We start from the raw sequence: 26,397 nt of genomic DNA, 5'->3' as shown, positions 1-26,397 counted from the left end.
TCAGCGTGGTCGTCATCGACTGGACCGAGACCGGGGCGTCGCCGCCGACCGGAACGTTGCCGACCATGATCTGACGCGAGTGGCGGCGCTTGGCGAGCGGCTTGAGCGGCAGGGACGGAATACCGAGCGAGATCGCGGTCATGTGCGCAGGGTTCCCCTGAGTGATGTCGGTGAGCCGGCCGGTGGATCTGACCGGGCCGGGCGGGTCGTCGAGGACGCGCCCGGCCCTCAACGGTACGGCACGGCGCCCGGCCGGAGCACATCCGGCCGGGCCGCCGCGGCGCTAGTTCAGCTTGACGGGGTTGACGACGTCGGCCGCCATGACGAGCGCGGTGAAGCAGATGAAGACGCCCGCGACCACGTACGCGAAGGGCATCAGCTTCGCCACGTCGAAGGGGCCCGGGTCGGGCCGCTTCAGCAGGCCCGCCAGGCGGCGGCGGACCGACTCCCAGAGGGCCCCGGCGATGTGGCCGCCGTCGAGCGGCAGCAGCGGCAGCATGTTGAACAGGAACAGCGACAGGTTGATGCCGGCGAGCAGCTGGATGAAGAAGGCCAGCTGCTGGGTGGCCGGGAGGTCCATGGAGACGACGTCACCGCCGAGACGGGCGGCGCCCACCATGCCGATCGGGTCGTCGGTGGAGCGCGGGGCGCCGTCCACGACCGCGTGCCACAGGTGCGGCACCTTGCCGGGCAGGGCGACCAGCGAGGAGACGCCGTGCTTCGCCATGGCGCCCATCTCGTCGGCGCTCTCACCCAGGCTCAGGTGGTGCACGCCGCGGGCCGGGGTGATGCCGAGGAAGCCCGCCTCGACGGTGCGGCCCTTGACCGCGTAACCGTCCTTGTCGACCGCCGGGAGCGTGTTGGTGGCGATCGTCGCGGTCAGCGCGACCTGCTCGCCGTGCCGGTCGACGACGATCGGCACGGTGCGTCCGGCGGAGTCCCGGATGTCCGCCTGGAGCTGCGTGTAGGTGCTGATCCGATCGCCGTCGAAGGAGAGCACCGTGTCGCCGTTGCGCAGCCCCGCCGCGTTGGCCGGCGAGACCGGCGCCCCGGCCGGGCAGACGTCGGTCGGCTCGCCCGCCTTCACCACGCACGCACTGACCTGCTGCACCGTCGGGGTGGAGACCTCCTGCCCGATGCCCATGAAGAGCGCCAGGAACAGCACCACGGACAGGATGAGGTTCATGAACGGCCCGGCGAACATCACGATGACCCGCTGCCACGGCTTGCGGGTGTAGAAGAGCCGGTCCTCGTCACCGTCCTGCAGCTCCTCGTACGAGGCCTCCCTGGCGTCCTCGATCATGCTCCGCCAGGGCGAGCTGCTGCGCTTGGTGACCCGGCCGTCCGCGCCCGGCGGGAACATCCCGATCATCCGGATGTAGCCGCCGAGCGGGATCGCCTTGATGCCGTACTCGGTCTCGCCCTTCTTGCGCGACCACACGGTCGGCCCGAAGCCGACCATGTACTGCGGCACACGGATCTTGAACAGCTTGGCGGTGGAGAGGTGCCCCAGCTCGTGCCACGCGATCGAGAACAGCAACCCGACCAGGAAGATCAGGATGCCGAGCACCCACATCAGATTGTTCACCGCTCGTCCTCCGCCATGCCTCTGCCGCTCCGCCCGCCGTCCGTACCGGTCAGCCCGCCGCCAGCTCGCGGGCCCGGGCACGCGCCCAGTCCTCCGCACGAAGGACGTCCGCCACGGTGAGCGAAGTTCCCGGCGCGGGGGCCCCGTGCTCGGCGACCACCTTCGCCACAGTGTCCACGATCCCCGTGAACGGCAGCCTGCCGTTGAGGAAGGCCTCCACACACTCTTCATTGGCCGCGTTGAACACCGCCGGGGCGGTGCCGCCGAGCGCACCCACCTCGCGGGCGAGCGCGACGGCCGGGAAGGCCTCGTCGTCCAGCGGGAAGAACTCCCAGGTCGCGGCCTTCGTCCAGTCGCAGGCGGGGGCGGAGTCCGGCACCCGGTCGGGCCAGCCGAGGCCCAGCGCGATCGGCATCCGCATGTCCGGCGGGCTGGCCTGCGCCAGGGTGGAGCCGTCGGTGAATTCGACCATCGAGTGGACGACCGACTGGGGATGCACGACGACCTCGATCCGGTCGAACGGCACGTCGTACAGCAGGTGCGCCTCGATGACCTCCAGGCCCTTGTTGACCAGGGTCGCGGAGTTGATCGTCACGACCGGGCCCATCGCCCAGGTCGGATGGGCCAGCGCGTCGTCCCGGGTCACCCCGGCGAGCTGCTCACGGGTACGGCCGCGGAACGGGCCGCCGCTGGCCGTCACGACGAGCTTGCGGACCTCCGCCCGGGTGCCGCCGGCGAGCGCCTGGAACAGCGCGGCGTGCTCGGAGTCGACCGGCACGATCTGCCCCGGCCGGGCCACCGCCTTCACCAGCGGGCCGCCGACGATCAGCGACTCCTTGTTCGCCAGCACCAGCACCCGCCCGGCCTCCAGCGCCGCCAGGGTGGGCCGCAGCCCGATCGACCCCGTGATGCCGTTCAGCACCGAGTGGCACTCCAGGGCGGCGAGCTCGGTCGCGGCGTCCGGTCCGGCGACGATCCGCGGCAGCGGGCGCCCGGCGGCACCCGCCGCGAGCGCCTCGCGCAGCGCGGGCACGGCGTCCTCGCGCGCCACCGCCACCGTGTGGACACCGAGCTGCAGCGCCTGCTCCGCGAGCAGACCGACCCGGCCGCCGTTGGCGGACAGCGCGACCACCCGGAAGCGGTCGGGATTGCGCAGCACCACGTCGATCGCCTGCGTGCCGATCGAACCGGTCGAACCGAGGATCACCAGCTCCCGGGGGCCGTCCGGGTCGGCGACCGTCGGGGTGAAACGCAGCTGGGGGTGGGCGAGCGAGTTCATGCCCCCCATTCTGTCCTGTCGCGGCCGCTGCCCGGTCCCGGCGGGGTGCCGCCGTGGCGGGACGGGGCGCCGCCGTGCCGGGACGGGGTGAGGCGGGGTGCGTCGGCGGGTGGGGCGCGTCGGCGGGTGGGGCGCGTCGGCGGGCGGGGCGCGTCGGCGGGCCGCTACTTCCAGGCCCAGATCCTTCCCTCGGCCTTGCCGCCGGCGTCGACGTCCCACTCGAACGCGCCCGCGATGCCGCGCAGGGCCGCGAACTCCGGCGAGTCGCTGGTGTAGACGATGGTGCCGCGCCAGGCCGTGCCGCCGTCCTCCGTGAAGCGGCCGACGCCACCGCCCTGCCAGCTGGCGTGCGCACCGGTCGGACTCATGATGACGCCCTGCCCCTCGCCGTACAGGGTGCCGTCCGGGCGCAGCCGGCCGGTGTAGGTACCGAGGTCGGTGATGGTGACGCCGAGCAGCTGGCCGGTGCCCTGGAAGGCACTCTCCACGAGCGGGGGCAGTCCGTGGTCGGACCGGACCACCCGCTGGTTGGTGATGTGCGCCTGCTCTTCTCCGACGAGGTCGCCGAGCATGAGGGACCTCCCTTCCTCACCCTCCGGACTACGCCCCGGCCGGAGGGGTGTCAAGACAGGCCGGCGCCCCGCCACCGAGGGGTCGGTGACGGGGCGTCGGGACAGCCGGGCGGTGCCGGGGCGGCCGGGCGGTGCCGGGTCAGAGGTCCAGGCCGGTGAGCACCAGCACCTTCTCGTAGGTGAAGTCGGCCATCGCGTACTTGACGCCCTCACGGCCCACACCGGAGTCCTTCACGCCGCCGTACGGCATCTGGTCCGCGCGGTAGGAGGGGGCGTCGCCGATGACCACGCCGCCGACCTCCAGCTCGCGGTGGGCGCGGAAGGCGGTCTGCACGTCGTGGGTGAAGACGCCGGCCTGCAGGCCGAAGGCCGAGTCGTTGACGGCGGCGAACGCCTCGTCGGTGGAGTCGACCCGGTGCAGCGACAGGACCGGGCCGAACACCTCGGCGGTGGCGAGGATCGCGTCGGCGGGCAGGTCCGCGACCACGGTCGGCGCGTAGGCCGCACCCTCGCGGGTGCCGCCGGTCAGCACCTTCGCGCCCTTGGCGACGGCGTCGTCGACCCAGGACTCGACGCGCTTCGCGGCGTTCTCGTCGACGAGCGGGCCGACGTCGACGGCGTCGTCCGACGGGTCTCCGGTGACCTGCGCCTGCACCTTGGCGACGACCTTCTCCACGAGCGCGTCGTAGACGGTCGCGTCGGCGATCACCCGCTGCACCGAGATGCAGGACTGGCCGCCCTGGTAGTTCGAGAACATCGCGATCCGCGTCGCGGCCCAGTCGAGGTCGGCCTCGGAGGACCAGTCGGCGAGCACCACGGCCGCGGCGTTGCCGCCGAGCTCCAGGGTGACGTGCTTGCGCGGCACCGAGTCCATGATCTGGTAGCCGACCTTGTCGGAACCGGTGAAGGAGATGACCGGCAGGCGCTCGTCCCGGACGAGGGCCGGCATCTTCTCGTTCGGCACCGGCAGGACGCTCCACGCGCCGGCCGGCAGGTCGGTCTCGGCCAGGATCTCGCCGAGCACGAGAGCCGACAGCGGGGTGGCCGGAGCCGGCTTGAGGATGATCGGGGCGCCGACGGCGATCGCCGGGGCGACCTTGTGCGCGACCAGGTTCAGCGGGAAGTTGAACGGGGCGATGCCCAGCACGACGCCCTTGGGGAAGCGCCGCACCACCGCGAAGCGGCCGGTGCCGCCCGGGTCGGTGTCCAGGCGCATCGTCTCGCCGTTGGTGCGGCGGGCCTCCTCGGCGGCCCAGCGGAACACCGAGACGGCACGGCCGACCTCGCCGCGCGCCCACTTGATCGGCTTGCCGTTCTCGGCGGTGATCAGACGGGCGATCTCCTCGGTGCGCTCGGCGAGACGCTTCGACACGTGGTCGAGCGCCGCGGCGCGCACGTGCGCGGGGGTCGCGGCGAACGCGGGCGCGGCGGCCGCGGCGGCGGCCACGGCCTCCTCGATCTGCGCGTCGGTGGGGACGGCGACCCTGCCGACCAGCCTGCCGTCGTACGAGTGGCGGACCTCGAAGTCGGTGTCGCCGCTCGCCCGGCGGCCGGCCAGCCAGAACTCATGGGTGGTGGTCACGGTCGTACCGGCCCTCTCCTCGTTGCTCCGCCCCACGGTCGCGGGGTCCGTTCTTCACGGTAGAACCCGGCAGGCGGCAAACGGATTGGACACTGTGGAGGGGTGCGCGGAGCCGCTGCTCCAGGACGGCGGGATTACCGGGCGGCGGACCGGCGACCCGGTCCTGTGCCCCTCCCGCCCGACCGCCGGTCAGTCCTCGCCGGACCGCAGCGCCAGCCACAGCTCCATCCGCACGTCCGTGTCGTCGAGCGAGCGGCCCAGCAGCTCCTCCACCCGCCGCATCCGGTACCGCAGGGTGTGCCGGTGCACGCCCAGATCGGCGGCGGCCGCGTCCCACTGGCCGTGCCGCGACAACCAGGCCCGCAGGCTCGCCACCAGATCGCCCCGCGCGGTGCGGTCGTGGTCCCGGAGCGGCCTGAGCAGGCCCTCGGCGAACGCCGTCACCGCCTCCTCACCCAGCAGCGGCAGCAGCGACCCCGCCCCGACCTCCTCGTGGTCGACCGCCCGGCGGCCGCCCCGCACCGCCACCGCCAGCGCACGCTCGGCCTGCGCGAACGCCGTCGCCGCCTCCTCCAGCGTGGCCGGCGCCGACACCCCCAGCGACAGCCCGTCCTGCTCCTCCACCGCCCCCAGGCACGCCCGGTGGGCCGCACCGTTGTCCACCGCCAGCACCAGCAGCCGCGGCCCGTGCGGGCCGTCCTCGCGGGAGACGAGCAGCCGCTCGCCGACCCGGCCGCCCGCCTGCTCCGCCCGGTCCCCGAGCTCGCCCAGCGCCTCGGCCGCCTCCGGCCCCGGGCCGGCCCCCGCCACCAGCACCCGGGCCATGCCCTCCGGCAGCCCGCCGAACAGACCGGCCGACACCTTCCGGGCCGTCGCCACCTCGCCGGCGAGAATCATGTGCAGCAGCGCCGCACCCATCCGCTCCTCCGCCTGCCGCAGCTCCCGCGACCGCTCCAGGGTCAGCGTCAGCAGCGCCACGGCCGCGTTCAGCACGTACCGCTCGGTCGGCGTGATGCGGTCCTCGGTACCGACCGCCAGGAAGCCGCGCGGGCGCCGGTCGGCCCCCAGCGACTGCACGACCACGTAGTCCTCGTCCGCCGTGTCGATCCCCGGCGCCCGGCCCTGCAGCGCCGCACTCGACGGGGCCGGGCGGCGGCGCAGCCGGTCCACCTCGGCCGCCAGCCGGCCCGCCCGCCGCGCCGCCCAGTCCGGCGCCACCGCCGACAGCGCGCCCGAACCGTCGTACAGCGCGGCCCACCCGCCCAGCCTCGCGGCGAGCCGGCGCACCACCGCGGTCGTGCCGTCCTTGCCGAGCGCGGCGCGGGTCAGCTCCTCCTGCGCCTCGAAGCTCGTCGTCACCGCCTCGTACTGCTCCGCCGCCAGCGCCGCCGACACGGCCTTGCTGATCGCGATGAACGGCGTCGCCTCCGGCACCCGCAGCAACGGCAGCCCGCGCTGCACGGCCGCGTCCACCAGCGCCTGCGGAACCTCCGCGTGCGACAGGCCCACACCCAGGCCCAGGCCCACCACCCCCGCGTCCGCGAGCCGGTGCACGTACGCCTGCAGCCGGGCCGCGCTCCGGCCGAGCTTGATGCCCGTCGTCAGCAGCAGCTCGCCGCCCTCCAGGAACGGCGTCGGGTCGTCCAGCTCGCTGGTGTGCACCCAGCGGACCGGCCGCTCCAGGTGGTCCGCACCCGCCAGGACAGTGAGGTGGAGCGCGGTGTTGCGGACGACAGAGGCGAGTGTGGGGGGCATGGCACCTTCGCTGGTACGACCCGGTCGCGCCGTTGCGACCGCGCGGGAGAGGGATCGGAAAGCTCACCCCCATTATGTACGGCCCGGACAAGCAGCAGCACCGAATCCTCCGCTGCGGAGCGGAGCCAGGCCGAAGGCCCGTACCCGGCGCGCGGTGCCGGCGCGCAGTGCCGGCGGGCGGTGCCGGGGTGCGGTGCCGGGGGTGCAGTGCCGGCGCGGGTCAGCTGCGCAGGTCCACCAGCAGCGGCGGCACCTGCTCGCCGTCGACCGTCGTCAGCGACACCACCGCGTGCCCGCTCGGCAGCGCGTGCGCCAGATCGGACGGCGACCACCGGTGCCGCTCGACGTCCCGGGTCGTCACCGACTCCGTCTGCGCGGTCGTCCCCGACAGCGCCTTGCGGCCCGCCCGGGCCGCCTTGCGCACCAGGCCGCCCGAGGTGTCCGGGGTGTGCGTGACCGCGGTCTCCGTCACCAGGTGCGTCCCCCAGGCCTCGGAGAACAGCCGGCCGTCCCACGGGGCGATCCCCGGGAACGCCATCCGGCACCCGACCGCCCCGAACAGCGGCGCCCGCAGCGCCTCCGGCAGGTCCACCAGACTGCGCAGCACCAGCACCGCCCCCGCGTGCGCGCCCCTCATCCGCTGCAGGCCGCGCACCACGTGGGCGTCCAGCGCGGCCGTCGCGTCGTCCACCACCAGGCCGGCGAACAGCGAACGGTCCGCCCTGGCCACCGCCGCCTGCACGAACTGCGCCACCACCAGCCGCGACAGCATCCGGGCCGCCTCCGGATGGCTGCGCTCCGGCAGCTTGATCCGCACCCGCAGCGGATGGTCCAGCGCCCGCATCGCGAACGCCGGGCGCGCCTCCGGCCCGCCGGAGAAGCACCCCGCGAACGCCGGACGGTCCAGCAGCGCCAGCCGGTCCGCCAGCAGCCCGCCCGGATCGTCCATCCGGCCGCGCTGCCGCTCGCGCTGCACCAGGTCGGGCTCGTGGACCGCCAGCACCCCGACGGCCTGCAGCACCTTGCGCAGCGCCGCCCACACGTCCGCATCGCCCGACAGCAGCGCCCGCAGCTCGGCCACCCCCGGGTAGCGGCCGTGCGCCGCGTGGTACGGGCCCACCACCTGCTGCAGCGCCGAACGGGCACCCTCCGCACGCGACGCCAGCTCGTCCGGCAGCAGCGCGTCGGCCAGCCGCGCCGCCGCCTCGTCCGGGTCGGCCGCCGCCCCGTACAGGTCCAGCCCGTACGGCGTCGCACGGTCACCCGGCGCGATCACCACGTCGTACCAGGCGTCCGGCCCCAGGTCGGCCTCCGCCGCACCGATCACCACCGCACAGGCCGACCCGGCCAGCGCCTGCAGGCACAGCGCCTCCGCCACCGGCCGCGCCAGCCGCGCCGTCTTCCCCGTCCCCGCCGGACCGACCGCCAGCAGCGACGTGCCGAGCAGCGCCGGATCCAGCGCGAAGCCCGCGGTGCGGTGCGCCGGCGGGTTCTTCACCACGTCCTGCGCCGTCCCCAGCCGGACCTGAGAGGTCAACAGGTCGTGCCGGCCCGTACGGCCCGGCAGATCACGCACCTCGGACGGGTGCGCGCACGCCGCCGCACCCCGCACCGCCACCTGCTCCTCGAACGCGGGCAGGAGGGAGGGGTCGGCGGTCACCGTCCCCCAGGCCCGGCGGATCCGCACGTAGTCGACGTCCCCGACGGCCTCCCCCGCGAGCCGGCGGGCGGCGGCGGGGGCGCCGCGGCGCACCTCGTCCCAGGGGTCGACGCTGCCCGGGGGACGCTCGGGAGTCGTGGCCTCCTCACGGGTGACCGTCCGGGCCAGCGCGGGTGCAAGCCAGCGGCGCCAGAGCTCGGCCCACCGTCCCATGCGCCCGAACAGCATGACGACACCCAGCAGGACGGCCGCATTCACGGCGAGCGCGATGAAGAGGGAGATCACGAAGGAGTTCGGGCTGGTCAGTCCACCCATCCCGAGCAGCCCCTGGACGAGCGGAACACCTTGGAGGTAGACGATGGTGCCCACAGCGAGGTTCAGCGCCGCCCGCAGCAGGAGCGGGCCGGCCGGGACGGCGGCGTGCGCGGTGCGGGCCTCGTCCCGGGGGCGGTGGCCGAGGCGGAAGATGCCCGGGGCGGCCTCGGGGCGGGGTTCGGCCGCCCAGGCCGCGAGGTCGAAGGGGAGGGTCCGTTGCGGCGGAACGGCCGATGTCCGGTGGGCCTGTGCGGCCCGCTGCCCCTGTGTGCCGTCCAGTCCCATCCCGGCCCCGCTCCCTGTCCCACCACCGGCATTGCCATACCCATGTCACCGGCCCGGCGACACGCCCGCGCTCAATGTAGTGGAGCGCGGGTGCGCGTTCGGCGATCTCCGCGCGCTGGCCAGTCAGCACAATTCGGAAGGACCAGTGCTACCGAGTGGCGCATGCCGGGGCCGGGAGCCCGGTCGTAGCCTTCGAGGACCGCGCCTTGAGATTTGGAGAACCCCGCCATGAGCGCTGCAACCCCGCTCCCGCAGGAGCGCCGCCTGGTCACCGCGATTCCCGGCCCGAAGTCGCAGGAGCTGCAGGCCCGCAAGCTCGGCGCGGTGGCGGCGGGTGTCGGCACGACCCTCCCCGTGTACGTCGCGCGTGCCGGCGGCGGCGTGCTGGAGGACGTGGACGGCAACCGGCTGATCGACTTCGGTTCCGGCATCGCCGTCACCAACGTCGGCAACAGCGCCGAGGCTGTCGTCGCCAAGGCGTCCGAGCAGTTGGCCGCCTTCACGCACACCTGTTTCATGGTGACGCCGTACGAGGGCTACGTCGCCGTGGCGGAGCAGCTGAACGAGCTGACGCCGGGCGATCACGAGAAGCGCACCGCGCTGTTCAACTCGGGCGCGGAGGCCGTGGAGAACGCGGTGAAGGTCGCCCGCGCGTACACCAAGCGCACCGCCGTCGTGGTGTTCGACCACGGCTACCACGGCCGCACCAACCTGACCATGGGCCTGACGGCGAAGAACATGCCGTACAAGCAGGGTTTCGGCCCGTTCGCGCCCGAGATCTACCGGGTGCCGGTCGCGTACCCGTACCGCTGGCTGACGGGTGCGGAGAACTGCGCCCCCGAGGCCGCGGCGCAGGCGATCGACATGATCAACAAGCAGATCGGCGCGGAGAACGTCGCGGCGATCATCATCGAGCCGATCCAGGGCGAGGGCGGCTTCATCGAGCCGGCGAAGGGCTTCCTGCCGGCCATCGCGGAGTACGCGAAGGCGAACGGCATCGTGTTCGTCGCGGACGAGATCCAGACCGGCTTCTGCCGCACCGGCCAGTGGTTCGCGTGCGAGGACGAGGGCGTCGTCCCGGACCTGATCACCACGGCCAAGGGCATCGCGGGCGGCCTGCCGCTGGCCGCCGTCACCGGCCGCGCCGAGATCATGGACGCCGCCCACGCGGGCGGCCTGGGCGGCACCTACGGCGGCAACCCGGTGGCGTGCGCCGCCGCGCTGGGTTCCATCCAGACCATGAAGGAGCTGGACCTCAACGCCAGGGCGCAGCACATCGGCGAGGTGATGCTGGGCCGCCTGCGCGCGATGCAGGAGAAGTTCGACGTGATCGGCGAGGTCCGCGGCCGCGGCGCGATGATCGCCGTCGAGCTCGTGAAGCCGGGCGGCAAGGAGCCGAACGCCGAGGTGACCGCCGCGATCGCCAAGGCGTGCCACGCCGAGGGCCTGGTGGTCCTGACCGCCGGCACCTACGGCAACGTGCTGCGCTTCCTGCCGCCGCTGGTGATCCCGGAGCACCTGCTGGCCGAGGGCCTGGACATCATCGAGGGCGCCTTCGCCGGCGCCTGACGGACCCGGGACGGTGGACAGCGTCCCGCACCGAGAGGCCCGGCCCCCGCGGGGGCCGGGCCTCTCGGCCGTTCCCGTCCGCCGCCCACGGCCTCGCGGACCTTCGCGGACCCGTGCTGACCTGGGCGCGCGGGATGCGTACGCGGACGGCCGCGGGCGCGTGGAGGTTGTACTCGGAGTGGTGAAGATGCTGTGCGAAACCGGTTGCGCTCCACTGCGCCGCAGGGCCTTTGACGTACTGTCATGGCAGATGGACAGCGAGCCGCGCCCCTGCGCACCACCTTCGGCAGCCGCGGTGCCTGCCGTCGATCCTCCAGACCGATCGACCGACCGCCCGGTCCACACCCCCCGGGCCGCGCGGAGCGGCGATCACCTCGGCCGCCCCGGAGCTCTCCCCCCTGCTCCGGGGCGGCTTCATGCGCTTGTCGTGCCCCTGCTGATCGCGGTGCTGGCGCTCATCTCCTGGCAGGTGGCGGTCGACGGACCCCTGCTCGGCGTCGACACCGGCACCCGCACCGCCGTCCACGAGGTGCGGCACGCGCTGCACAGCACCCTGGTCAACCACGCCGGCGCCCTGTTCTCCGACCTCGGCGGGTCGGTGCCCGCGATCCCGGTCCTGACGGCGGCCGCTGTGGCAGCAGCCGTACGCCGTCGCCGCACCCCGTCCGTCGGCCGCTGGTGGCTGCCCCTTCCGGTGGCGGTCGCAGCCACGGCGCTGATCCCCCTGCTGGTCGTGCCGGCCAAGGCGTGGTTCGCCCGGCCCGGCCCGTACGGCCTGCCGCTCGCGCCGGACCAGTGGGGCTGGTACCCCTCCGGGCACACCGCCACCTCGGCGATCGCCTACGGCACGGCGGCACTCCTGCTCGGCAGCACGGTGGGCGCCGACGCACGGCACCGCCTCTACGGGGGCGCGGTCCTGGTGTCCCTGGGCGTCGGCGGCGGGCTGGTCTGGAGCGACTACCACTGGCTGCTGGACGTGCTCGCCAGCTGGTGCCTGGCCGGGACGGTCCTGTGGGCCGTCGCGCGGCTGCTCGCCAGGGCGGACGGCGCCGCCCCCGGTGCACCCTGACGGCGACAGCGGACTCCTCCACGGGGCACCCCCCGGCCCGGCGCCGGGAAGTGAGCCGGCCTCGGCTGCACGCCGGAGCGGCCCGGCACACCCCCGCTAACCTGGCCCCACCTCCCCGGCCGCGGGCCGGGGCAGCCGAACCGGGAGCCCGCCATGACCACGCCGCCGTCCGCCGACACCGCCGCGGAGCTCGCCGACGCGCTGAGCCGGGCGATGAAGCGCATCCGGCGACGGACCGTGCAGCGTCTGGAGCCGTACGGCATCACGCCCGCCCAGGCCCGCGCCCTGCGGACGCTCGCGCACTCCCCCGCCCCTGCTCCCTCTCCCGGTCCTGTTCCCGGTCCTGTTCCCGGTCCTGTTCCCGGTCCTGGTCCCGCTCCCGAGGCGGCGGGCCACCAGGACACCCGGGTACCGGGCGGGCTCCCGGCGGCCGTGCAGGCTCCGATGCGGTTGAGCGACCTGGCCGAACGGCTGCGGATCGCCCCCCGGTCGGCGACCGCCGTGGTCGACGCGCTGGAGGAGGCCGCACTGGTCACCCGCACACCCGACCCGGAGGACCGGCGGGCCGTCCGGGTGGTGCTCACCGCCGAGGGGCACAGCGCGCTGGAGCGGATCGGCAAGGTCCGGCACGAGGTCGCGCAGGAGTACTTCGGCCCGCTCAGCCGCTCCGACCAGGACGCACTGCTGCACGCCCTGCGACGCGCCGAGGAAGCGTACGAGGCAGAGCCGGCCGGCCGGGACGCAGCGCGGTGAGCCCGATCCCGGCGATCACCAGGACGGCCGCGAGACCGGCCGCCCAGCTGAACCGCTCGCCGAGCAGCAGCCACGAGGACGACATCCCGAAGACCGGCACCAGCAGCGAGTAGGGCGCCACCGCGGAGGCGTCGTAGCGGCGCAGCAGGTGGCTCCAGGCGACGAACCCGAAGAGCGTGGAGACGAGGCCGACGTACGCGATGGCGCCGACCCCGGCGAGGCTGATGCCGGCCAGCGCCCGCAGGTCCACCTCGGGCCCCTCGACCAGCAGGGAGAGGGCCAGCAGCGGCAGCGGGGGAACGGCGCTCACCCACACCATCCACCGCAGGGCGTCCGGCGGGGCGGCGCGACGGGTCAGCACGTTCGACAGCCCCCAGAACGCGGCGGCGGCGATGACCAGGGCGAACGCCCCCACGGGCCCGCCGAGGCCGTGGTCGGCCGCGGCCACGCCGATGCCGGCGAAGGCCACGGCCAGACCGGTGGCGCGCCGCACGGTCGGCCGCTCCCCCAGCATCCCGGCGGCGAGGACGGCGGTGAAGACGGCCTGGCTCTGCAGCACCAGCGAGGAGAGGCCGGCCGGCATGCCGGCGTGCATCCCGAGGAAGAGCAGCCCGAACTTCACGACGCCGAGGGTGCAGCCGACCGCGGCCACCCACCGCCACGGCACCCGCGGCGGTCCCACCAGGAAGACGGCGGGCACCGCGACGACGGCGAAGCGCAGGGCGCAGAACAGCAGCGGCGGGAAGTTCTCCAGCCCGACGTGGATCAGGACGAAGTTCAGGCCCCAGACGGCGGCGACCAGGACGGCGAGGGCGATGTGGCGGGGCGTCATGGCGACGGGGGCGGGCATGATCGGCATGGGTCGAGCCTGGCGGGCCGGGACGGTGTAGCACCAGCGATGAATTCTGAACCGAACCGTTCAGCACTGCTTTAGCATGGCGGCATGTTGGACCTCGGCAGACTCCGGGCGCTGCACGCCGTCGCGGTGCACGGCTCGGTGGGCGGCGCGGCCGCCGCACTCGGTTTCACCCCCTCGGCGGTCTCCCAGCAGATCTCCAAACTCGAACGCGAGACCCGTACCGTCCTGCTGGAACGCCAGGGGCGCGGCGTCGTCCTCACCGACGCGGCCGTCCGGCTGGCCGGCACGGCGCAGCAGCTGCTCGCCCTCGTCGAGCAGGCCGAGGTGACGCTGGAGGAGCAGCGCGGGCAGGCGGTCGGACGCCTGCTGGTGGCGGCTTTCGCGACCGGCGCACGCGGGGTGATGCCGGGGGCGCTCGCGGACCTGCGGCAGCGCTGCCCGGAGCTCGACGTCCGTCTGCTGGAGACCGACCCGTACCTCGCCGCCGAGCTGGTCGCCCGGGGCGAGGTCGACCTCGCGCTCGTGCAGGACTGGCCGACCGTGCCGCTGCCCGTGCAGGACGGCATCTCCCGGATGGACCTCGGGCGGGATCCCGTCGACCTGCTGCTGCGCGCCGAGCACCCGCTGGCCGCGCTGCCCTGCGTGCCGGTGGACCGGCTGGTCGGGCAGCGCTGGATCAGCGTGCCGCCCGGCAACATCTGCCACGACTGGCTGGTGCTCACCCTGCGCGAGGTCGGCGAGGAACCGGACGTGCTCTACCAGGTCGGCGAGTTCGAGACGCAGATCGCGCTGATCGAGGCGGGGCTGGGCCTCGGGCTGGTGCCCCGCCTGGGCCGCGCGCCGCTGCCCGACGGGGTGGTGGCACGCACCGTCTCGCCCGAGCCGACCCGCCGCGTGTACGCACTGTGGCGCACCCAGGCGTCCCGCCGCCCCGCGATCACCGCCGCCCTGCGGGCCATGCGGGAGCAGTGGGCCCGGGTGGGGACGCCGTCGTCGGACGTCCTGCGCTCCCCCTGATCCCCCCTGATCCCCCGGCCCCTGCCGGCTGTGGCTCCCCCGGCTGCCCCCGGCCGGTCGCGGATCCCTGCCCGGGCCCGGACCCGGCGTCCCGGGTCAGTCGGCGAAGCCGATCACGAGCCACATGAAGCCGACGCCCACCAGGGTGCAGAGCAGGGTGCTGCGCGAGGGGTGCGGGCTGTGCGCCTCCGGCAGGATGTCGGAGGTCGCCAGGTACAGCAGGAATCCGGCGAAGAAGCCGAGGTAGAGACCGAGCACGTGCTCGGGGATGGTGAAGAGCAGGGTGATCGCCGCACCCGTCACCGGCGCCACGGCGTCCGCGGCGAGCAGGGTCATCGCCCGCCTGCGGTCGTTCCCGTACATGCGGGTGATGGTGTACGTGTTGAAGCCGTCCGCGAAGTCGTGCGCCACCACCGCTATGGCCACCACGGTGCCGACCGTGGTGCCTGCCTGGAAGGCCGCGCCGATCGCGAAGCCGTCCATCAGGCTGTGCCCGACCAGGGCTCCGGCCGCGGTGAGGCCGACACCCCGGCGTCCGTGGTCGTGCCGGTGGTGCCCGTGGGTGTGCTCGGCGTACTCGGACTCGTGGCTGCGGTGGATGGCCACCGCGCGCTCGATGATGTGGATGGTCAGGAATCCGGCGGCGAACATCAGGAGGGCCTGTGGCACGCCGTGGATCTCGTCCGGGGCCGCGCGCGACGCCTCCGGCAGCAGGTCGAAGGCCACCACGCCGAGCATCAGCCCTGCCGCGAAACCGAGCACCAGGTGGCGGCGGTCGCCGGTGCGCTGGGCGACCCAGCCGCCGATCAGTGTCATCAGGAAGGCCGCCGCCGCGACCGCGACGGCCGTCACCGGACGACCTGCGGACGCCCGCGGCGGCGGCACACGGCCCGGGACCGGGGCGGACGGGTGGCGATGGCGGTGGCGGTGCCGGTGGCGCCGGTACCGGCGGCTGCGGCTTCGGCGGTGCCCGGGTCCGTGGTCACGTCGGGATCGGTCAGCCGTCGGTGGCGGCGCGGTAGGCGGCGGCGAGCTGCGGCGAACCCTCGTCCGCCCAGCTGTGGCCGATCGCCGCGACGTCGAGCTCGCGGTCGCCGGGCAGCACGAGCAGCGGATGGTCCCGTTCCACGTCCAGCCGCCATGCCGTTCCGGGCACCGTGCGGTGCAGGACCGTGCCGAGGTACAGACCGGCATCGTTGCCCAGCCACTCGGAGACCTCCGGATCGTCACGCCAGCGCGGCAGCAGCTGGTCGAGGGCCGTCAGGGATGCCACGCCGTCGTCGAGCTGCACGCCCGCGTCGCCGGCCAGCTCGCGCAGCAGCCCGCACTCGGCGAGCAGCTCGGCCATGGTGGCCTCGTCCGGCTGGGGCGGGATCCCACCGGGGCGGCGGGCGTGCCGCGCACGCCACCTGTCCATGAACCCGATTCCCATCCGTCCAGCCTGACAGGGATGCGCCGCCCGTGCAGGCCGTATCCGGGCGGGCACGGCCGACACGCCCGGGTCAGCCGCCGAGGCCGAGCGGCAGACCGAGGTGGGTCCGGGAGAGCTCCTGGACGCCGCCGCCGTCGATCAGGTGGATCCGGCGGTAGGGCTCCTCCGCGGCGAGGTCGAGCGCCGCGTCGCCGAACCGGCCGGTGGTGAGCCTCAGTCCGCGTTCGGCCCCCTCCTCGCGGACGGCCTCCGCGAGGGTGCGGAGTTCCTCCTCGGCCACCGGCTCGGCGTTGCGGGACGCCCACACCACCCACCGACCGGGCAGGGCGCTGTGCTGAGCCCCCTCGGCGGTGGCCACGAGCCCGACCGGACCCCGCAGCCGTACGCTCCACGCGTCGAGGCCGCCGCGGGTGAGCAGTTCGCGCACGAGGTGCGCGAACTCGTTGGGCGAGAGCTCGGCGACGGAGGGCACCGCGGCACCGGCCGTACCGACGGGCGTGACCGGCACCGGCCCGTACGGGTCGGGGCTGACCACGGCCGACAGCTGGCGCAGCCGCACGAGCGACTCGTCGTGCTCGGCGTCGGAGTAGATGCCCTGGGCGGGTTCGTCGTCGGGGTCCGCCGCGACCGCGGCGTCCGGTTCGGCGAGCAGGCGGGTGCGGGCGAGCGCGTCCCGGTCGGCGTCGACGCTGAGCAGGCAGACCGGGTCGGCCCCGGGGAGCCGGAGCCAGCCGTTCAGCACGACGCCGGCCAGGATGCCGTCGGTGTCCACCGCGTCGGCGGCCTGCAGCGCGCGCAGGGCGAGGCGGGCAGCGAGCCGGAGGTAGTCGGAGGCACGGTCCGCCGGGGCCCGGGTCACCGGCTCGGTGCTGCCGTCCAGGGCGAGCCGGTAGCCGGAGAGGGCGGGCACCACGTCGAGCGGCGGAAGGTCGAGATCGAGCACCGCGGTGCTGGTCAGGGGACGGAAGAGTGCCCGGCACGGCGCGGGCAGGTCCTGGGTGGCGCCCTCGGCCGCGGCCAGGGCCCGTTCGAGCAGGGACTCCACCGCGGCGGGCTCGGACTTCCGGTAGGCCCGGCGGCACTCCTCCAGGCTCTGGTTGTACTCCTGGACGGCCCGGGCGCGTGCCTGCTCGGCCTCGGTGTGGGAGGTGCGTGCGGCCCGGGCCTCGACGGTGGCGCTGTCCGCCTGCCGGGTGCGCCACTCGCGCAGGTCGCGCTGGTGCCGCAGCCGTGCCTGGGCGAGCTCGCGCTGGAAGCCGGAGTCGAGGATCCTGCGGGAGCGGGGCTCCTCCGGGCCTGCGGTGGCCGGTTCCGCCGGGGCGTAGTCGGCCCAGCGCGGCTCGGCCTCGGCCGGCCGGGCGTCCGGGCCGGTGGGGAAGGGACGCGGCTCGTAGGTGCGCAGCTGGCTCTCGAAGTCCATGGCGGAGACCGGGAGCGCTGCACGGCGCAGCAGGTCGGCGAGGTGTTCGTGCTCGGCCTGGACGGTGAGGGTCCGATGGTGCGTCAGGGCGGCTGCCCGGCCGTGGGCGGCGGCCTCGGGGTCGGTCCCGGGGTGGGCGGATCCCTGCTCCGCGTCCTCGGCTCCCAGGTCGCGGAAGAGCGTGGCGAGGAAGCCGGCCTGCAGCGATTCGGTGGTCTGCTGGGGCGGCCTGCCGCCGGACGGCCGGGCCGGGGCGGTACCGTCCGGACGGCTGTCGGGTGAATGCTGCATCAGCGGTCGATCCCCCAGTGGTCACTGCACGTCCGGCGAGCGGTCGGTGCGGCCCGGATCCCGCCGGACCCGGACCGGATCGCACGCGCTCGCAGGGGCCGCTCGGCCACGGCCCCCGGGCAGCATTGTCCACCGTTCGGGTGCACAGGTCAGCCAACCGGGCGAGTTGGTGACGGGTGTGCCGCGTGCTTCACCGGCGCCGCGTCCTCGTCGCACGGAGTGAGGCCTGCGGTGCGGCCCGCCCGACCGGTCCGCCGTACCAGGCGGACCGGTCGGACCCTGGCGGTCGGACCGTGTGGAGATCGAAGTGGGGAGCCGGAGTAGCGGGTCGGGGAGTCGGAGTAGTGGGTCGGAGTGGTGGAGGAGCGGGTCGGGGTCAGTTGGTGCGGGTGTTGGTCAGGTGCTGGCCGATGTAGCCCACGTAGATCCGGCCGCTGCTGGAACAGTCGTCGAGGTAGTGGAGCCGGGGTGCGGTGGAGCCGCCGCCGATGCGCAGGTGGGCGCCCATGAAGGCGCGACGGGTCACGTCGACCGTGGACGGCACCGGCAGCATCCGCTCCCGCTTCCACTTGGCGTGGCTCTCGACCGTGCGCGACTCCCAGCGGACGGCCTTGCGGGGCGGGAAGTGGTGACAACCGGCCGGGGTGTGTTCGCACCACTGCTTGAAGTCGCCGCCCGCCCGCCCCTGGACCGCCGCGTGGGCGTACTCCTGAAGGGCCGTCAGGCCGTCCCAGGTGAGGCGTGCCCAGCCGGCGCCGTCCGGCTGGCCGTCGAGGGCCAGGGTCTCCTTCTCGTCACCGGTGAACTGCAGGAGCGGGAACTCCTCGAACCGGTGCACGAGCTCACCGAAACTGCCCGGCACCAGGTCCTTCTCGGCTGCGACGTCCCGGGCCAGGCGGGCGTACTCCGCCTCGGCGGGGGCGGTGAGGAGCGCGCCGGGCGGACGGTCCGCCCCGGCCGGGGCGGGCACCACGAGGCCGCCTGCCGCGCAGAACCGCCCCGGCGGACGGGCCGTGCGGTGGCGGGCAGCCCGCCGGGACTCCTCGGTCCGCGGACGCTGTGCCTCGGCCGACGGTCGCGGCCGGGCGGGTCGACGCGCCTCGGGCGGCAGCGTCATCGGCGGCACCCCGTCCAGCGGCGCGGGGAGGGGGAGCTCGGCGGCGATCCGGCGCGGCTCGCGGGCGAGCAGCGCCGCCGCGCGCCGCACGTCCTCCTCCATCCGCTGCCGCGGCAGCACGTGGTGGCGCGCCGAGTCCGCCCGGGAGGCCGGGTCGACCTCCGGCAGGTACGTGCGGACGGCGCCGCCGTACACCTTGTGGTACTCGAACGCCACGTTGAAGAGCGGCAGCGCGGCGTGGTCGAGCACGAACAGCGAGGCCACGCCGACAAGCTGACGCAGCACGGGCTGCACCTGGTCGGCCAGCCACCCCTCGGGCGCGGACGCGGACGGCGGGCTGACGACGATCGCGGCCAGCCTGCGGGCCGGATCGCAGAGGCGGTCGATCAGGTCGTCCACCTCGGCGGGTGTGATCAGACGCGGCCGGTCGGCGAGTTCGGCCGGGCCGTCCCACACGTCCAGCAGGGCGACCAGGGTGCGGGCGAGGTCCGGCACGGGCACCCGTCCGGGGCTGCGGACCGGTGACCCGGCGCCCAGGTGGTCGGACTCCAGGCAGAGCATGACGTGCTCGGCCGGGCCCCCGTCCGTACCGCCGGGCGGTACGGCGTCCGTGGGGCGGCGGGAGCCGTCGTCGGTGTCGGCCGCGGGGTCGACGGAGGCCAGGGTGAGGATGAGCTGCTGGGTGCCGTGCGGCAGCGGCGTCCGCAGTCGGCGGCGGGCGTACCGCCCACCGGCGGGCGCGGGGCCGGGACCGGGACCGGGGCCGTCGGGGAGGGAACGTGGGCCGGAGGCGGAAGGGAGGACCGGGTCGGGGGGCGGGGCGTCCACAGGAGGGGCGGAGGCGGTGGCTGCCGGCGTGGCGCCCGCCGAAGCGGCGGGACACACCGCGGGAGCGGGAACCGGAAGGGGCCCGCGGTCGCGGTCGAGCAGGACGCGGTCACCCAGTCTGAAGCGCTCGGCCGGCGCGGCCCGGTCGCCGGGCGGCGGTTCGTCATGGCCTTCCTGCTTGAGCCAGGCGGCGATGGCCTCGTCGATCAGGGCCAGCGCATGGTCGAAGGGCAGTGATGTGCGGGCCGTCATCCGATACGGAGTGGCACGGCCGGAGGGAGCGGCCTGGCTGAGCAGGCCGTGGGAGTCGGCTGGTCGGCCGGAGGTCGGGGCGTGGTCGGACGTCATGCTCGGTACCTCCCGTGGTGCGGTGGTGGGGTCTGCGGTCCTCCATCGATGGGCTGACGGTCGGCGTCGGCCGATCCGGGTCGGCCGACGTCCTTGTGCTGGAAACGGAAGGGCCCGGAGCGGAAGTTCCGACTCCGGGCATGGTTAATTCGTTCGAGTGTTACTCGACCGGCACCTCGACGTGGCTCCACCCCGTCGGGTCCGCCTCCGAGGTACCTCCGGTGGCCTCGGCCAGCCACGCGTGAAAGTCCGTCACCCCGGCTGCCGGCACACCGACCTCGATCCGGACGCCGGAGGCCCCGTAGGCCAGGTCGCGGACGCTGTGGCCTGCCGCCCTCAGCTCGTTCTCCAGCCGCCCGGCCCGGGTGTGGTCGGCGGCGACGGAGAACAGCGCGACCGGACGGCGCTCCAGCAGCCCGACGGTGTCCAGGGCCTCCGACACCGAGGAACCGTACGCCCGCACCAGACCCCCCGCACCGAGCTTGATGCCCCCGAAGTACCGGGTGACGACCGCGACCACGTCCGTCAGCCCGCGCCGCCGCAGCACCTCCAGCATCGGCACGCCGGCCGTGCCGCTCGGCTCGCCGTCGTCGCTCGACCGCTCCCGCCGGTGCTCCTCGCCGACCACGAAGGCGGTGCAGTTGTGCCGGGCGTCCCAGAACTGCTTGCGGACGGAGGCGATGAAGGCCTGGGCCTCGTCCTCGTCGGCGACCCGCGCGAGATGGCAGAGGAAGCGGGACTTCTTGATCTCGATCTCGTGGCTGCCGGCGCGCCTGATGGTCAGGTACGACGGCGGGTGGGGGCTGGGTTCCGGCATGGCGGCGGCGGATCTCCGGTGGGACGGCGGGCGGTGGACGCCACCGTCCGGACTGCCGTGCGCGACCTGGCCGCGGCGGGCACGGCGCCGGGCCGGCGCCGGGCCGGCGGCGGCCCGGTGGGGTGGCCGAGCGCCGTACCGTGCCGACCGGCTGCGGTCGGCACGCGGTGGCGCCGCGTGCGGCCAGCCTAACCCCCCGGGGACGCACGCCGACCCGACGGCCCGACGGCCCGAGGCCGCGGCCTCGGGCCGTCGGAGGTCAGCGTCCGGCCAGCGCGTCCAGCGCCGCCCGGTCGAGACCGGTCAGGCGGGTCACCTCGGCGGCGTCCACCGCACCGCAGTCCAGCCCCCGCAACAGGTAGCCGCTGAGCGCCCGGGCGGTCGCGGGCTCGTCCATGACGTCGCCGCCGGCCTTGGCGACGTAGGCGGCCAGCCTCGCGGCGGCGGTGCCGAGGCCCTCGCGGTAGAACGCGTAGACCGCCGCGTAGCGGGTGGGCAGGTGGGCCGGGTGCATGTCCCAGCCCTGGTAGTAGGCACGGGCGAGGGAGCGGCGGACCAGGCCGTGGTGGAGCCGCCACGCCGCGTGCACCTGCTCGGTCGACCCGGTGGGGACGACGTTCGTCGAACCGTCGGACAGCCGCACGCCGGTGCCGGCGGCGGCCACCTGCATGACGGCCTTCGCGTGGTCCGCCACCGGGTGGTCCATGCTCTGGTACGCGGCGCTGACGCCGCAGGCCGCGCTGTAGTCGAAGGTGCCGTAGTGCAGGCCGGTCGCCCGGCCCTCGGCGGCGTCGATCATGCGGGACACCGTCGCCCGCCCGTCGGGGCCGAGGATCGCCTGCGTCGTCTCGATCTGGATCTCGAAGCCGAGCCGCCCGGCGGGCAGACCGGTGCGCCGCTCCACGTCGTCCAGCAGCCGCACCAGCGCCGTCACCTGCTCGGCATAGGTGACCTTCGGGAGCGTGAGCACCAGCCCGTCCGGGAGGCCGCCCTCGGCGAGCAGCGTGCCCAGGAAGAGCTCCAGGGTCCGGATGCCGCGCTCCCGGACGGCCGCCTCCATGCACTTGATGCGGATGCCGACGTACGGCGGCGCCGTCCCGGCCGCGACCGCCTCGCCGAGGAGCCGGGCGACCCGGATCGCGGCCGCGTCCTCCTCCTCGTCCGGGCGGGGGCCGTAGCCGTCCTCGAAGTCGACCCGGAGATCCTCGACGGGCTCCCGCTCCAGCTTGGCGCGAACGCGGGCGTGGACGTCCGCGAGGAGCGCGTCGTCGGCGAGGCCGAGGGCCTCCGCGAGCTGCCCGGGCGTGGCGGCGTGGGTGTCGAAGGCCTCGACGGCGCGGCGGCCCCAGTCCTGCACGGTGCCGGCGTCGAAGGCGTCCGCCGGCACGTAGACCGTGTGAACGGGCTGGCGGCTGCCCGAGTCGCCCGGGTAGCGGCGGGCCAGCTCGGCGTCGACCGGGGCGAGCAGGGCCTCGACGGCCGCGCGGGCGGCACCGGAGAAGACGGCCCCGGGCTGCGCCGCGCCGCCGGGCACCGCTCTGGTGAAGTCCAGTCCGTCCTGCGCCATCGGCACTCCTTCATGACGCACCGCCCCGACACCGCGACAGCGCTTCAACAAATTGTTGATGCGAACGTAGTGTTCGGTGCGGCAGGGCGTCAATGCCGGCCCGTCACGCGGATGCTCTCCTCCGTTGCTCCCCGGCGGACGCCGCCCGGGCGCCCCCGGCCGAACCGCCTGCTCCCCTCGCCTACTCCCGGCCCGAACTGACGTAGCGGTTCTGCAACTGCGCCCAGATGCGGTGGACATCCGCCGGGTTGACCGAGCCGTCCGGGCGCGACCCGGTGACCCCGTACTCGACGGTCAGGAACTCGGCCAGGGTCTGCGGGTCGGGCTGCTGCGCGTACGAGTCGATGTACGCGATCAGGGCGTCGAAGCAGAGCTCCGGGTCGAGGTCGGACGCGGGACGGCGCCCGGCCCCGGACTGCCCGGACTGCGCCGCCACGGCCTCGATCGCGGACTCCATCTCGGCGTCGAGCTGTTCCAGGGGCGTCGGTGCCCCCGCCGGGCCGTCGCCACGCAGCGCCTGCCCGGCGCCGCCCGGCTGCTCACGGTACGGCTGCGCCCGGCGCGCTCCATCGCCCTGCTGGTCCGGATCGAAGCCCTGCTCCGCCTCGAACGACTGCTCCAGCCGCACGGGCCGGCCGATGCGGCCGGCCGCCGCCTGGGCGGGAACCGGCCGGCCCTGAACGGGCTGGGCCGGCTGCGGCCGACGCACCCCCTGCGCGGGGGCACGGGACTCCTGCACGCCCGCGGGGCGGGGCGCCCCCACCCGCGGCGGCTTGAACCACGGGGACATCTGCCCGGGCACCCGCGCACCGTGCGGCTCCGACTCGCCCGCCTGCTGCGAGTACTCGCGCACCGCCTTGGTCATCCACACGTTGAGCTCCGCGGCCTCGGGCTCCGACACGGCGGCGGCCTCGGACGCCGCGCCGGGCTCCTGCGCGTCCCGCAGCCGTACCGCGGCGAGCTTGGCCAGCGTCGGCACGGCCACGGCCGCCGACACCGGGGCCACCGCCGTCACGCCCTCGCCCTTGGTCACCTCGAGCGGACCGTCGATGCGGTCGAGGATGCTCGGATCGAGCGGCACGCCGTACTTCGCGAGCTTCAGCGGCAGCAGCGCCTGGAAGGGCGCCGACCTGCGCCAGCCCCGGCCGTAGCGGAACCGCAGCTGCGCCCGGTACACGAGCCGGTTCTGCTCCAGACGGACCGTCTCGTCGTACGAGCGGAGCTCCCACAGCTTCATCCGCCGCCAGAGGCGGAAGGTCGGCACCGGCGACAGCACCCAGCGCATCAGGCGCACGGACTCCATGTGCCGGTCCGCGGTGATGGCGGCGATCAGACCGACCGCGTGCCGGGACGCCTCGACCACCACCACGAACAGCACCGGGATCACGGCGTGCATCGCCATGCCCAGCGCGTCGCCCCAGGAGGCGGCGGCGTTGAACGCGATGGTGGCCGCCGTCAGCAGCCACGCGGTCTGCCGTAGGAGCGGGAAGGGTATGCGGAGCCAGGTCAGGACCAGGTCCAGCGCGAGCAGCACCACGATGCCCGCGTCGACGCCGATGGGAAAGGCGTACGAGAAGGCCCCGAAGCCCTTCTGCATCGCGAGGTCCCGAACTGCGTTGTACGACCCGGCGAAGCCGATGCCCGAAATGAGACAGGCACCGGCGGCGACCACAGCGAGCAGGACGCGGTGGGTGCGGGTGAGGGATGGGCGACGTGCCATACGAAAAATCAACCCCTGGGATTCGGCTGCTGCCGTAAGCGACCGTTGCTGCCGAATCCACCCTCGGCCCGACACGGGGTCACCGTGCTGTGGGCCGACTCGGCCCACCGGATACTACTCGTACGCGCGTTTCATCACGCCTCCCGCCCTGGCACCGGCGTGCGCTCGGGCGTTCCGTTGAGGTGGGCCAATACCGCCAGGACACGGCGGTTCGCATCATCGGCAGGCACCAGATCCAGTTTCGTGAAGATATTGGCAATGTGTTTGGCCACCGCACCGTCGCTGACGGTGAGTCGGCCGGCGATGGCGGAGTTGGAACAGCCCTCGGCCATCAGCTCCAGCACCTCGCGCTCCCGCGGCGACAACCTCTGCAGCGGTCCCGAACCGGCCTGGCTCTCCAGCAGCTTGGCGATCACGTCCGGGTCCATGGCCGTACCACCGGCCGCAACACGGCGGATGGCATCGACGAACTGTTCGGCGTTGAACACCCGGTCCTTCAGCAGATACCCCACCCCTCCCGACCCGTCGGCCAGCAATTCCCGTGCGTAGAGCTGCTGGACGTGCTGCGAGAGGACGAGCACCGGAAGGCCGGGGATCACCCGGCGCGCCCGGAGCGCAGCCTGGAGGCCCTCGTCGGTCAGCGTCGGCGGCAGCCTGACGTCCACGACCGCCACGTCGGGACGCTCGGTGAGCAGTGCCTCCAAGAGCTCCGGCCCGGTCTCGACGGCTGCCGCGATGGTGAACCCGTGGGCCTCCAACAGCCTGATCAGTCCTTGTCGAAGGAGGTAGAGGTCCTCTGCGAGGACAACGCGCACGGTAGCTCCATGGTGATCGTCGTCGGTCCGCCCTGCGGGCTGCTCAGCGCGAGCGTTCCGTCGAAGGTACCCAACCTGCGCTCGATGCCGCGCAGCCCTGTCCCGCGTCCCGGCTGCGCACCACCGCAGCCGTCGTCGGTGACGATCACCCGCAGCAGCCCGGCACGGAAGAGGATGTCCACCCACACCTGCCGCGCGCCCGAGTGCTTGGCCGCGTTGGCCAGCAGCTCACTGACGCAGAAGTACGCCGCTGCCTCCACGGACGGCTCCGGCCTGGACGGCATCGCGACCGTCACCTCGGTCGGCTGCCGGCTGTCCAGCGCCAGGGCCCGCACCGCGTCGCCCAGCCCGCGTTCGGCCAGGACCGGCGGATGGATGCCCCTCACGAGATCGCGCAGCTCCTGGAGCGCTTTCGCCGAGGACTGCCTCGCCTCCGCCAGGAGCTCCCTCGCCGCGGCCTGGTCGGTCTCCAGCAGGTGCTCGATGGTCCCGAGCGTCATCCCGATCGCCACCAGCCGTGCCTGGGCGCCGTCATGGAGGTCGCGCTCGATCCGCCGGAGTTCCGCCGCCTGGCTTCCGACCGCGTCGGCCCTGGTCAGCGTCAGCTCCTCGACCCGCTGACGGAGCTGGGTCGCGGTGCCGCGATGCCCGACCGCGAGGAGCCGGCACGCCGTGTCGAGGTGCGCGCGAAGCCCGTACGGCATGAGGAGGAGCCCCACCGCGACGATCGAGGCACTGATCGTCAGCGAGATCATATACCCGAGGGGGTGTCCGGCCGGAACCGGGCCGTAGGTACGGGAGTCCACCGCCATGGAGAGCGCGAAGACCGGACCACCGATCACCAGCGCCGCCGCAGGGCCGATGAAGAAGAGGACGGAGAGCGGATTGAGGACCCACCAGACCGCGTCCGTCCTGGTCGCAGGGTCGCGCACCGTGCTGTGCACGAACCTCGCGACGCGAGCGGTCCGGGGGCTCCGGTGGTAGGAGAATCCTGTCCACCAGTAGCCCCGCTCGTCCCGTTCCAGCGCAGGCAGGGGCGCGTACCGCGCCGGAACGACGACGCCGTACCAGCGGTCGAGCTGGGTCCGGGTCCAGCCGGCGGACCGTCGCGCGCACCACTGCGCCGTGACAAGCCAGGCGAGGGCTCCCACGGCCAGGGCCACGACCAGGTAGACATCCGTCCCTTCGAGCCAGTTCGCCATCACCGCACCCGCGAGGCCGGCCACGAAGAACGGGCTCATGACGGCGAAGAAGGCGCCGGCCGTCGCTCCGGCTGCCCGCGCCGACGCCTGACCGCCCGTGCGGAGCCTGGCCAGCCACGCCCTTCCCACATCTGTGCCACCGAAAGGACTCGCGAAGGTCATGGCGCTGCTCCTGGGATCGACGTCCGGGGACGGGTTACCGACGCGATCAGTGTTGCGCGCCGGCACCTGGCGGCACATTGGCTGTGAGACCCGTTCTCGGGGTGGACCTAGCACCACCCCGTGACGCGGCTCCGCCGGAACCCGGCCCTGCCCGAACCAAGCCCGGCGCATTCTGCCGTGCCGCACCTGGGCATACGGGCCGGAAACGCAGAGAAGCCCCCTCCCGGCAAGGGGAGGGGGCTTCTCTCGAAGAATTGTTCGGCGGCGTCCTACTCTCCCACAGGGTCCCCCCTGCAGTACCATCGGCGCTACGAGGCTTAGCTTCCGGGTTCGGAATGTAACCGGGCGTTTCCCTCACGCTATGACCACCGAAAC

21 protein-coding genes, 1 rRNA gene and 1 pseudogene are annotated in these 26,397 nt (G+C 74.2%); 4 read left to right on the top strand and 19 right to left on the bottom strand.

Annotated features, from left to right (window positions below; all coding sequences use genetic code 11):
* The 7 genes and pseudogenes from SNE206_RS38200 to SNE206_RS38170 form a co-directional block, all read right to left on the bottom strand.
* A pseudogene (locus SNE206_RS38200) lies at window positions 1–142 on the bottom strand (4-hydroxy-3-methylbut-2-en-1-yl diphosphate synthase); the annotation flags it as partial.
* 141 nt (window positions 143–283) lie between these two features.
* Complete coding sequence (locus SNE206_RS38195; protein ID WP_407918197.1) at window positions 284–1,576, bottom strand: M50 family metallopeptidase; 1,293 nt, start codon at window positions 1,574–1,576, stop codon at window positions 284–286.
* 61 nt (window positions 1,577–1,637) lie between these two features.
* Complete coding sequence (dxr, locus tag SNE206_RS38190; protein ID WP_407918194.1) at window positions 1,638–2,867, bottom strand: 1-deoxy-D-xylulose-5-phosphate reductoisomerase; 1,230 nt, start codon at window positions 2,865–2,867, stop codon at window positions 1,638–1,640.
* A gap of 164 nt (window positions 2,868–3,031) precedes the next feature.
* On the bottom strand, window positions 3,032–3,439 hold the full coding sequence (locus tag SNE206_RS38185) for a hypothetical protein (RefSeq protein ID WP_407918193.1): 408 nt from the start codon (window positions 3,437–3,439) through the stop codon (window positions 3,032–3,034).
* A 139-nt stretch (window positions 3,440–3,578) separates the two neighbouring features.
* Window positions 3,579–5,021 carry an aldehyde dehydrogenase family protein gene (locus SNE206_RS38180; protein ID WP_407918192.1) on the bottom strand — a complete coding sequence of 481 codons (1,443 nt, stop codon included), beginning with the start codon at window positions 5,019–5,021 and terminating at the stop codon, window positions 3,579–3,581.
* A gap of 189 nt (window positions 5,022–5,210) precedes the next feature.
* Window positions 5,211–6,776: a PucR family transcriptional regulator gene (locus tag SNE206_RS38175; RefSeq protein ID WP_407918191.1), complete on the bottom strand. Its 1,566-nt coding sequence runs from the start codon at window positions 6,774–6,776 to the stop codon at window positions 5,211–5,213.
* 220 nt (window positions 6,777–6,996) lie between these two features.
* Window positions 6,997–9,036 (bottom strand): ATP-binding protein, encoded by a 2,040-nt coding sequence (locus SNE206_RS38170; RefSeq protein WP_407918190.1) that lies wholly within the window; start codon window positions 9,034–9,036, stop codon window positions 6,997–6,999.
* Between the two features lie 228 nt (window positions 9,037–9,264).
* Between SNE206_RS38170 and gabT the strand changes: the two genes are divergently transcribed.
* From gabT to SNE206_RS38155, 3 genes are all read left to right on the top strand, one after another.
* Window positions 9,265–10,605, top strand: coding sequence for a 4-aminobutyrate--2-oxoglutarate transaminase (gene gabT / locus SNE206_RS38165; protein ID WP_407918189.1), 1,341 nt, complete (start codon window positions 9,265–9,267; stop codon window positions 10,603–10,605).
* Between the two features lie 427 nt (window positions 10,606–11,032).
* The gene (locus SNE206_RS38160; protein ID WP_407918188.1) at window positions 11,033–11,674 is read left to right on the top strand and encodes a phosphatase PAP2 family protein; all 642 of its coding nucleotides are present in this window, start codon (window positions 11,033–11,035) and stop codon (window positions 11,672–11,674) included.
* A gap of 153 nt (window positions 11,675–11,827) precedes the next feature.
* Window positions 11,828–12,427: a MarR family winged helix-turn-helix transcriptional regulator gene (locus SNE206_RS38155; RefSeq protein WP_407918187.1), complete on the top strand. Its 600-nt coding sequence runs from the start codon at window positions 11,828–11,830 to the stop codon at window positions 12,425–12,427.
* On the opposite strand, the gene SNE206_RS38150 is transcribed toward SNE206_RS38155, so the two are convergent.
* Complete coding sequence (locus SNE206_RS38150) at window positions 12,333–13,259, bottom strand: EamA family transporter (protein WP_407918196.1); 927 nt, start codon at window positions 13,257–13,259, stop codon at window positions 12,333–12,335. The two genes, SNE206_RS38155 and SNE206_RS38150, sit on opposite strands and share 95 nt — an antisense overlap.
* A 111-nt stretch (window positions 13,260–13,370) precedes the next feature.
* Between SNE206_RS38150 and SNE206_RS38145 the strand changes: the two genes are divergently transcribed.
* Window positions 13,371–14,303: a LysR family transcriptional regulator gene (locus SNE206_RS38145; protein WP_407918186.1), complete on the top strand. Its 933-nt coding sequence runs from the start codon at window positions 13,371–13,373 to the stop codon at window positions 14,301–14,303.
* 96 nt (window positions 14,304–14,399) lie between these two features.
* On the opposite strand, the gene SNE206_RS38140 is transcribed toward SNE206_RS38145, so the two are convergent.
* The 11 genes from SNE206_RS38140 to rrf form a co-directional block, all read right to left on the bottom strand.
* Window positions 14,400–15,119: a ZIP family metal transporter gene (locus SNE206_RS38140; protein ID WP_407918195.1), complete on the bottom strand. Its 720-nt coding sequence runs from the start codon at window positions 15,117–15,119 to the stop codon at window positions 14,400–14,402.
* 32 nt (window positions 15,120–15,151) lie between these two features.
* Window positions 15,152–15,289, bottom strand: a complete 138-nt coding sequence (locus tag SNE206_RS38135; RefSeq protein ID WP_407918185.1) for a hypothetical protein — start codon at window positions 15,287–15,289, stop codon at window positions 15,152–15,154.
* An 11-nt stretch (window positions 15,290–15,300) separates the two neighbouring features.
* Entirely contained in the window at window positions 15,301–15,735 is a 435-nt protein-coding gene (locus SNE206_RS38130) for a DUF6278 family protein (protein WP_407918184.1), read from the bottom strand.
* A 70-nt stretch (window positions 15,736–15,805) separates the two neighbouring features.
* The gene (locus SNE206_RS38125; RefSeq protein ID WP_407918183.1) at window positions 15,806–17,446 is read right to left on the bottom strand and encodes a restriction endonuclease; all 1,641 of its coding nucleotides are present in this window, start codon (window positions 17,444–17,446) and stop codon (window positions 15,806–15,808) included.
* 376 nt (window positions 17,447–17,822) lie between these two features.
* Window positions 17,823–19,739, bottom strand: a complete 1,917-nt coding sequence (locus SNE206_RS38120) for a hypothetical protein (RefSeq protein WP_407918182.1) — start codon at window positions 19,737–19,739, stop codon at window positions 17,823–17,825.
* A gap of 160 nt (window positions 19,740–19,899) precedes the next feature.
* The gene (locus SNE206_RS38115; protein ID WP_407918181.1) at window positions 19,900–20,556 is read right to left on the bottom strand and encodes a YigZ family protein; all 657 of its coding nucleotides are present in this window, start codon (window positions 20,554–20,556) and stop codon (window positions 19,900–19,902) included.
* A 259-nt stretch (window positions 20,557–20,815) separates the two neighbouring features.
* Window positions 20,816–22,123 (bottom strand): DUF6986 family protein, encoded by a 1,308-nt coding sequence (locus SNE206_RS38110; RefSeq protein WP_407918180.1) that lies wholly within the window; start codon window positions 22,121–22,123, stop codon window positions 20,816–20,818.
* A 181-nt stretch (window positions 22,124–22,304) separates the two neighbouring features.
* Window positions 22,305–23,843: a DUF2637 domain-containing protein gene (locus SNE206_RS38105; RefSeq protein WP_407918179.1), complete on the bottom strand. Its 1,539-nt coding sequence runs from the start codon at window positions 23,841–23,843 to the stop codon at window positions 22,305–22,307.
* A gap of 134 nt (window positions 23,844–23,977) precedes the next feature.
* Window positions 23,978–24,658, bottom strand: a complete 681-nt coding sequence (locus SNE206_RS38100) for a LuxR C-terminal-related transcriptional regulator (protein ID WP_407918178.1) — start codon at window positions 24,656–24,658, stop codon at window positions 23,978–23,980.
* Window positions 24,610–25,899 (bottom strand): sensor histidine kinase, encoded by a 1,290-nt coding sequence (locus SNE206_RS38095; protein WP_407918177.1) that lies wholly within the window; start codon window positions 25,897–25,899, stop codon window positions 24,610–24,612. Before SNE206_RS38095 ends, SNE206_RS38100 begins: the two co-directional genes overlap by 49 nt.
* A 379-nt stretch (window positions 25,900–26,278) precedes the next feature.
* A 5S ribosomal RNA gene (rrf, locus tag SNE206_RS38090) occupies window positions 26,279–26,395 on the bottom strand.
* Window positions 26,396–26,397: the final 2 nt, after the last annotated feature.

This window comes from Kitasatospora sp. NE20-6 (assembly GCF_045862635.1).
This window is presented reverse-complemented; position numbering and strand designations above follow the sequence as displayed.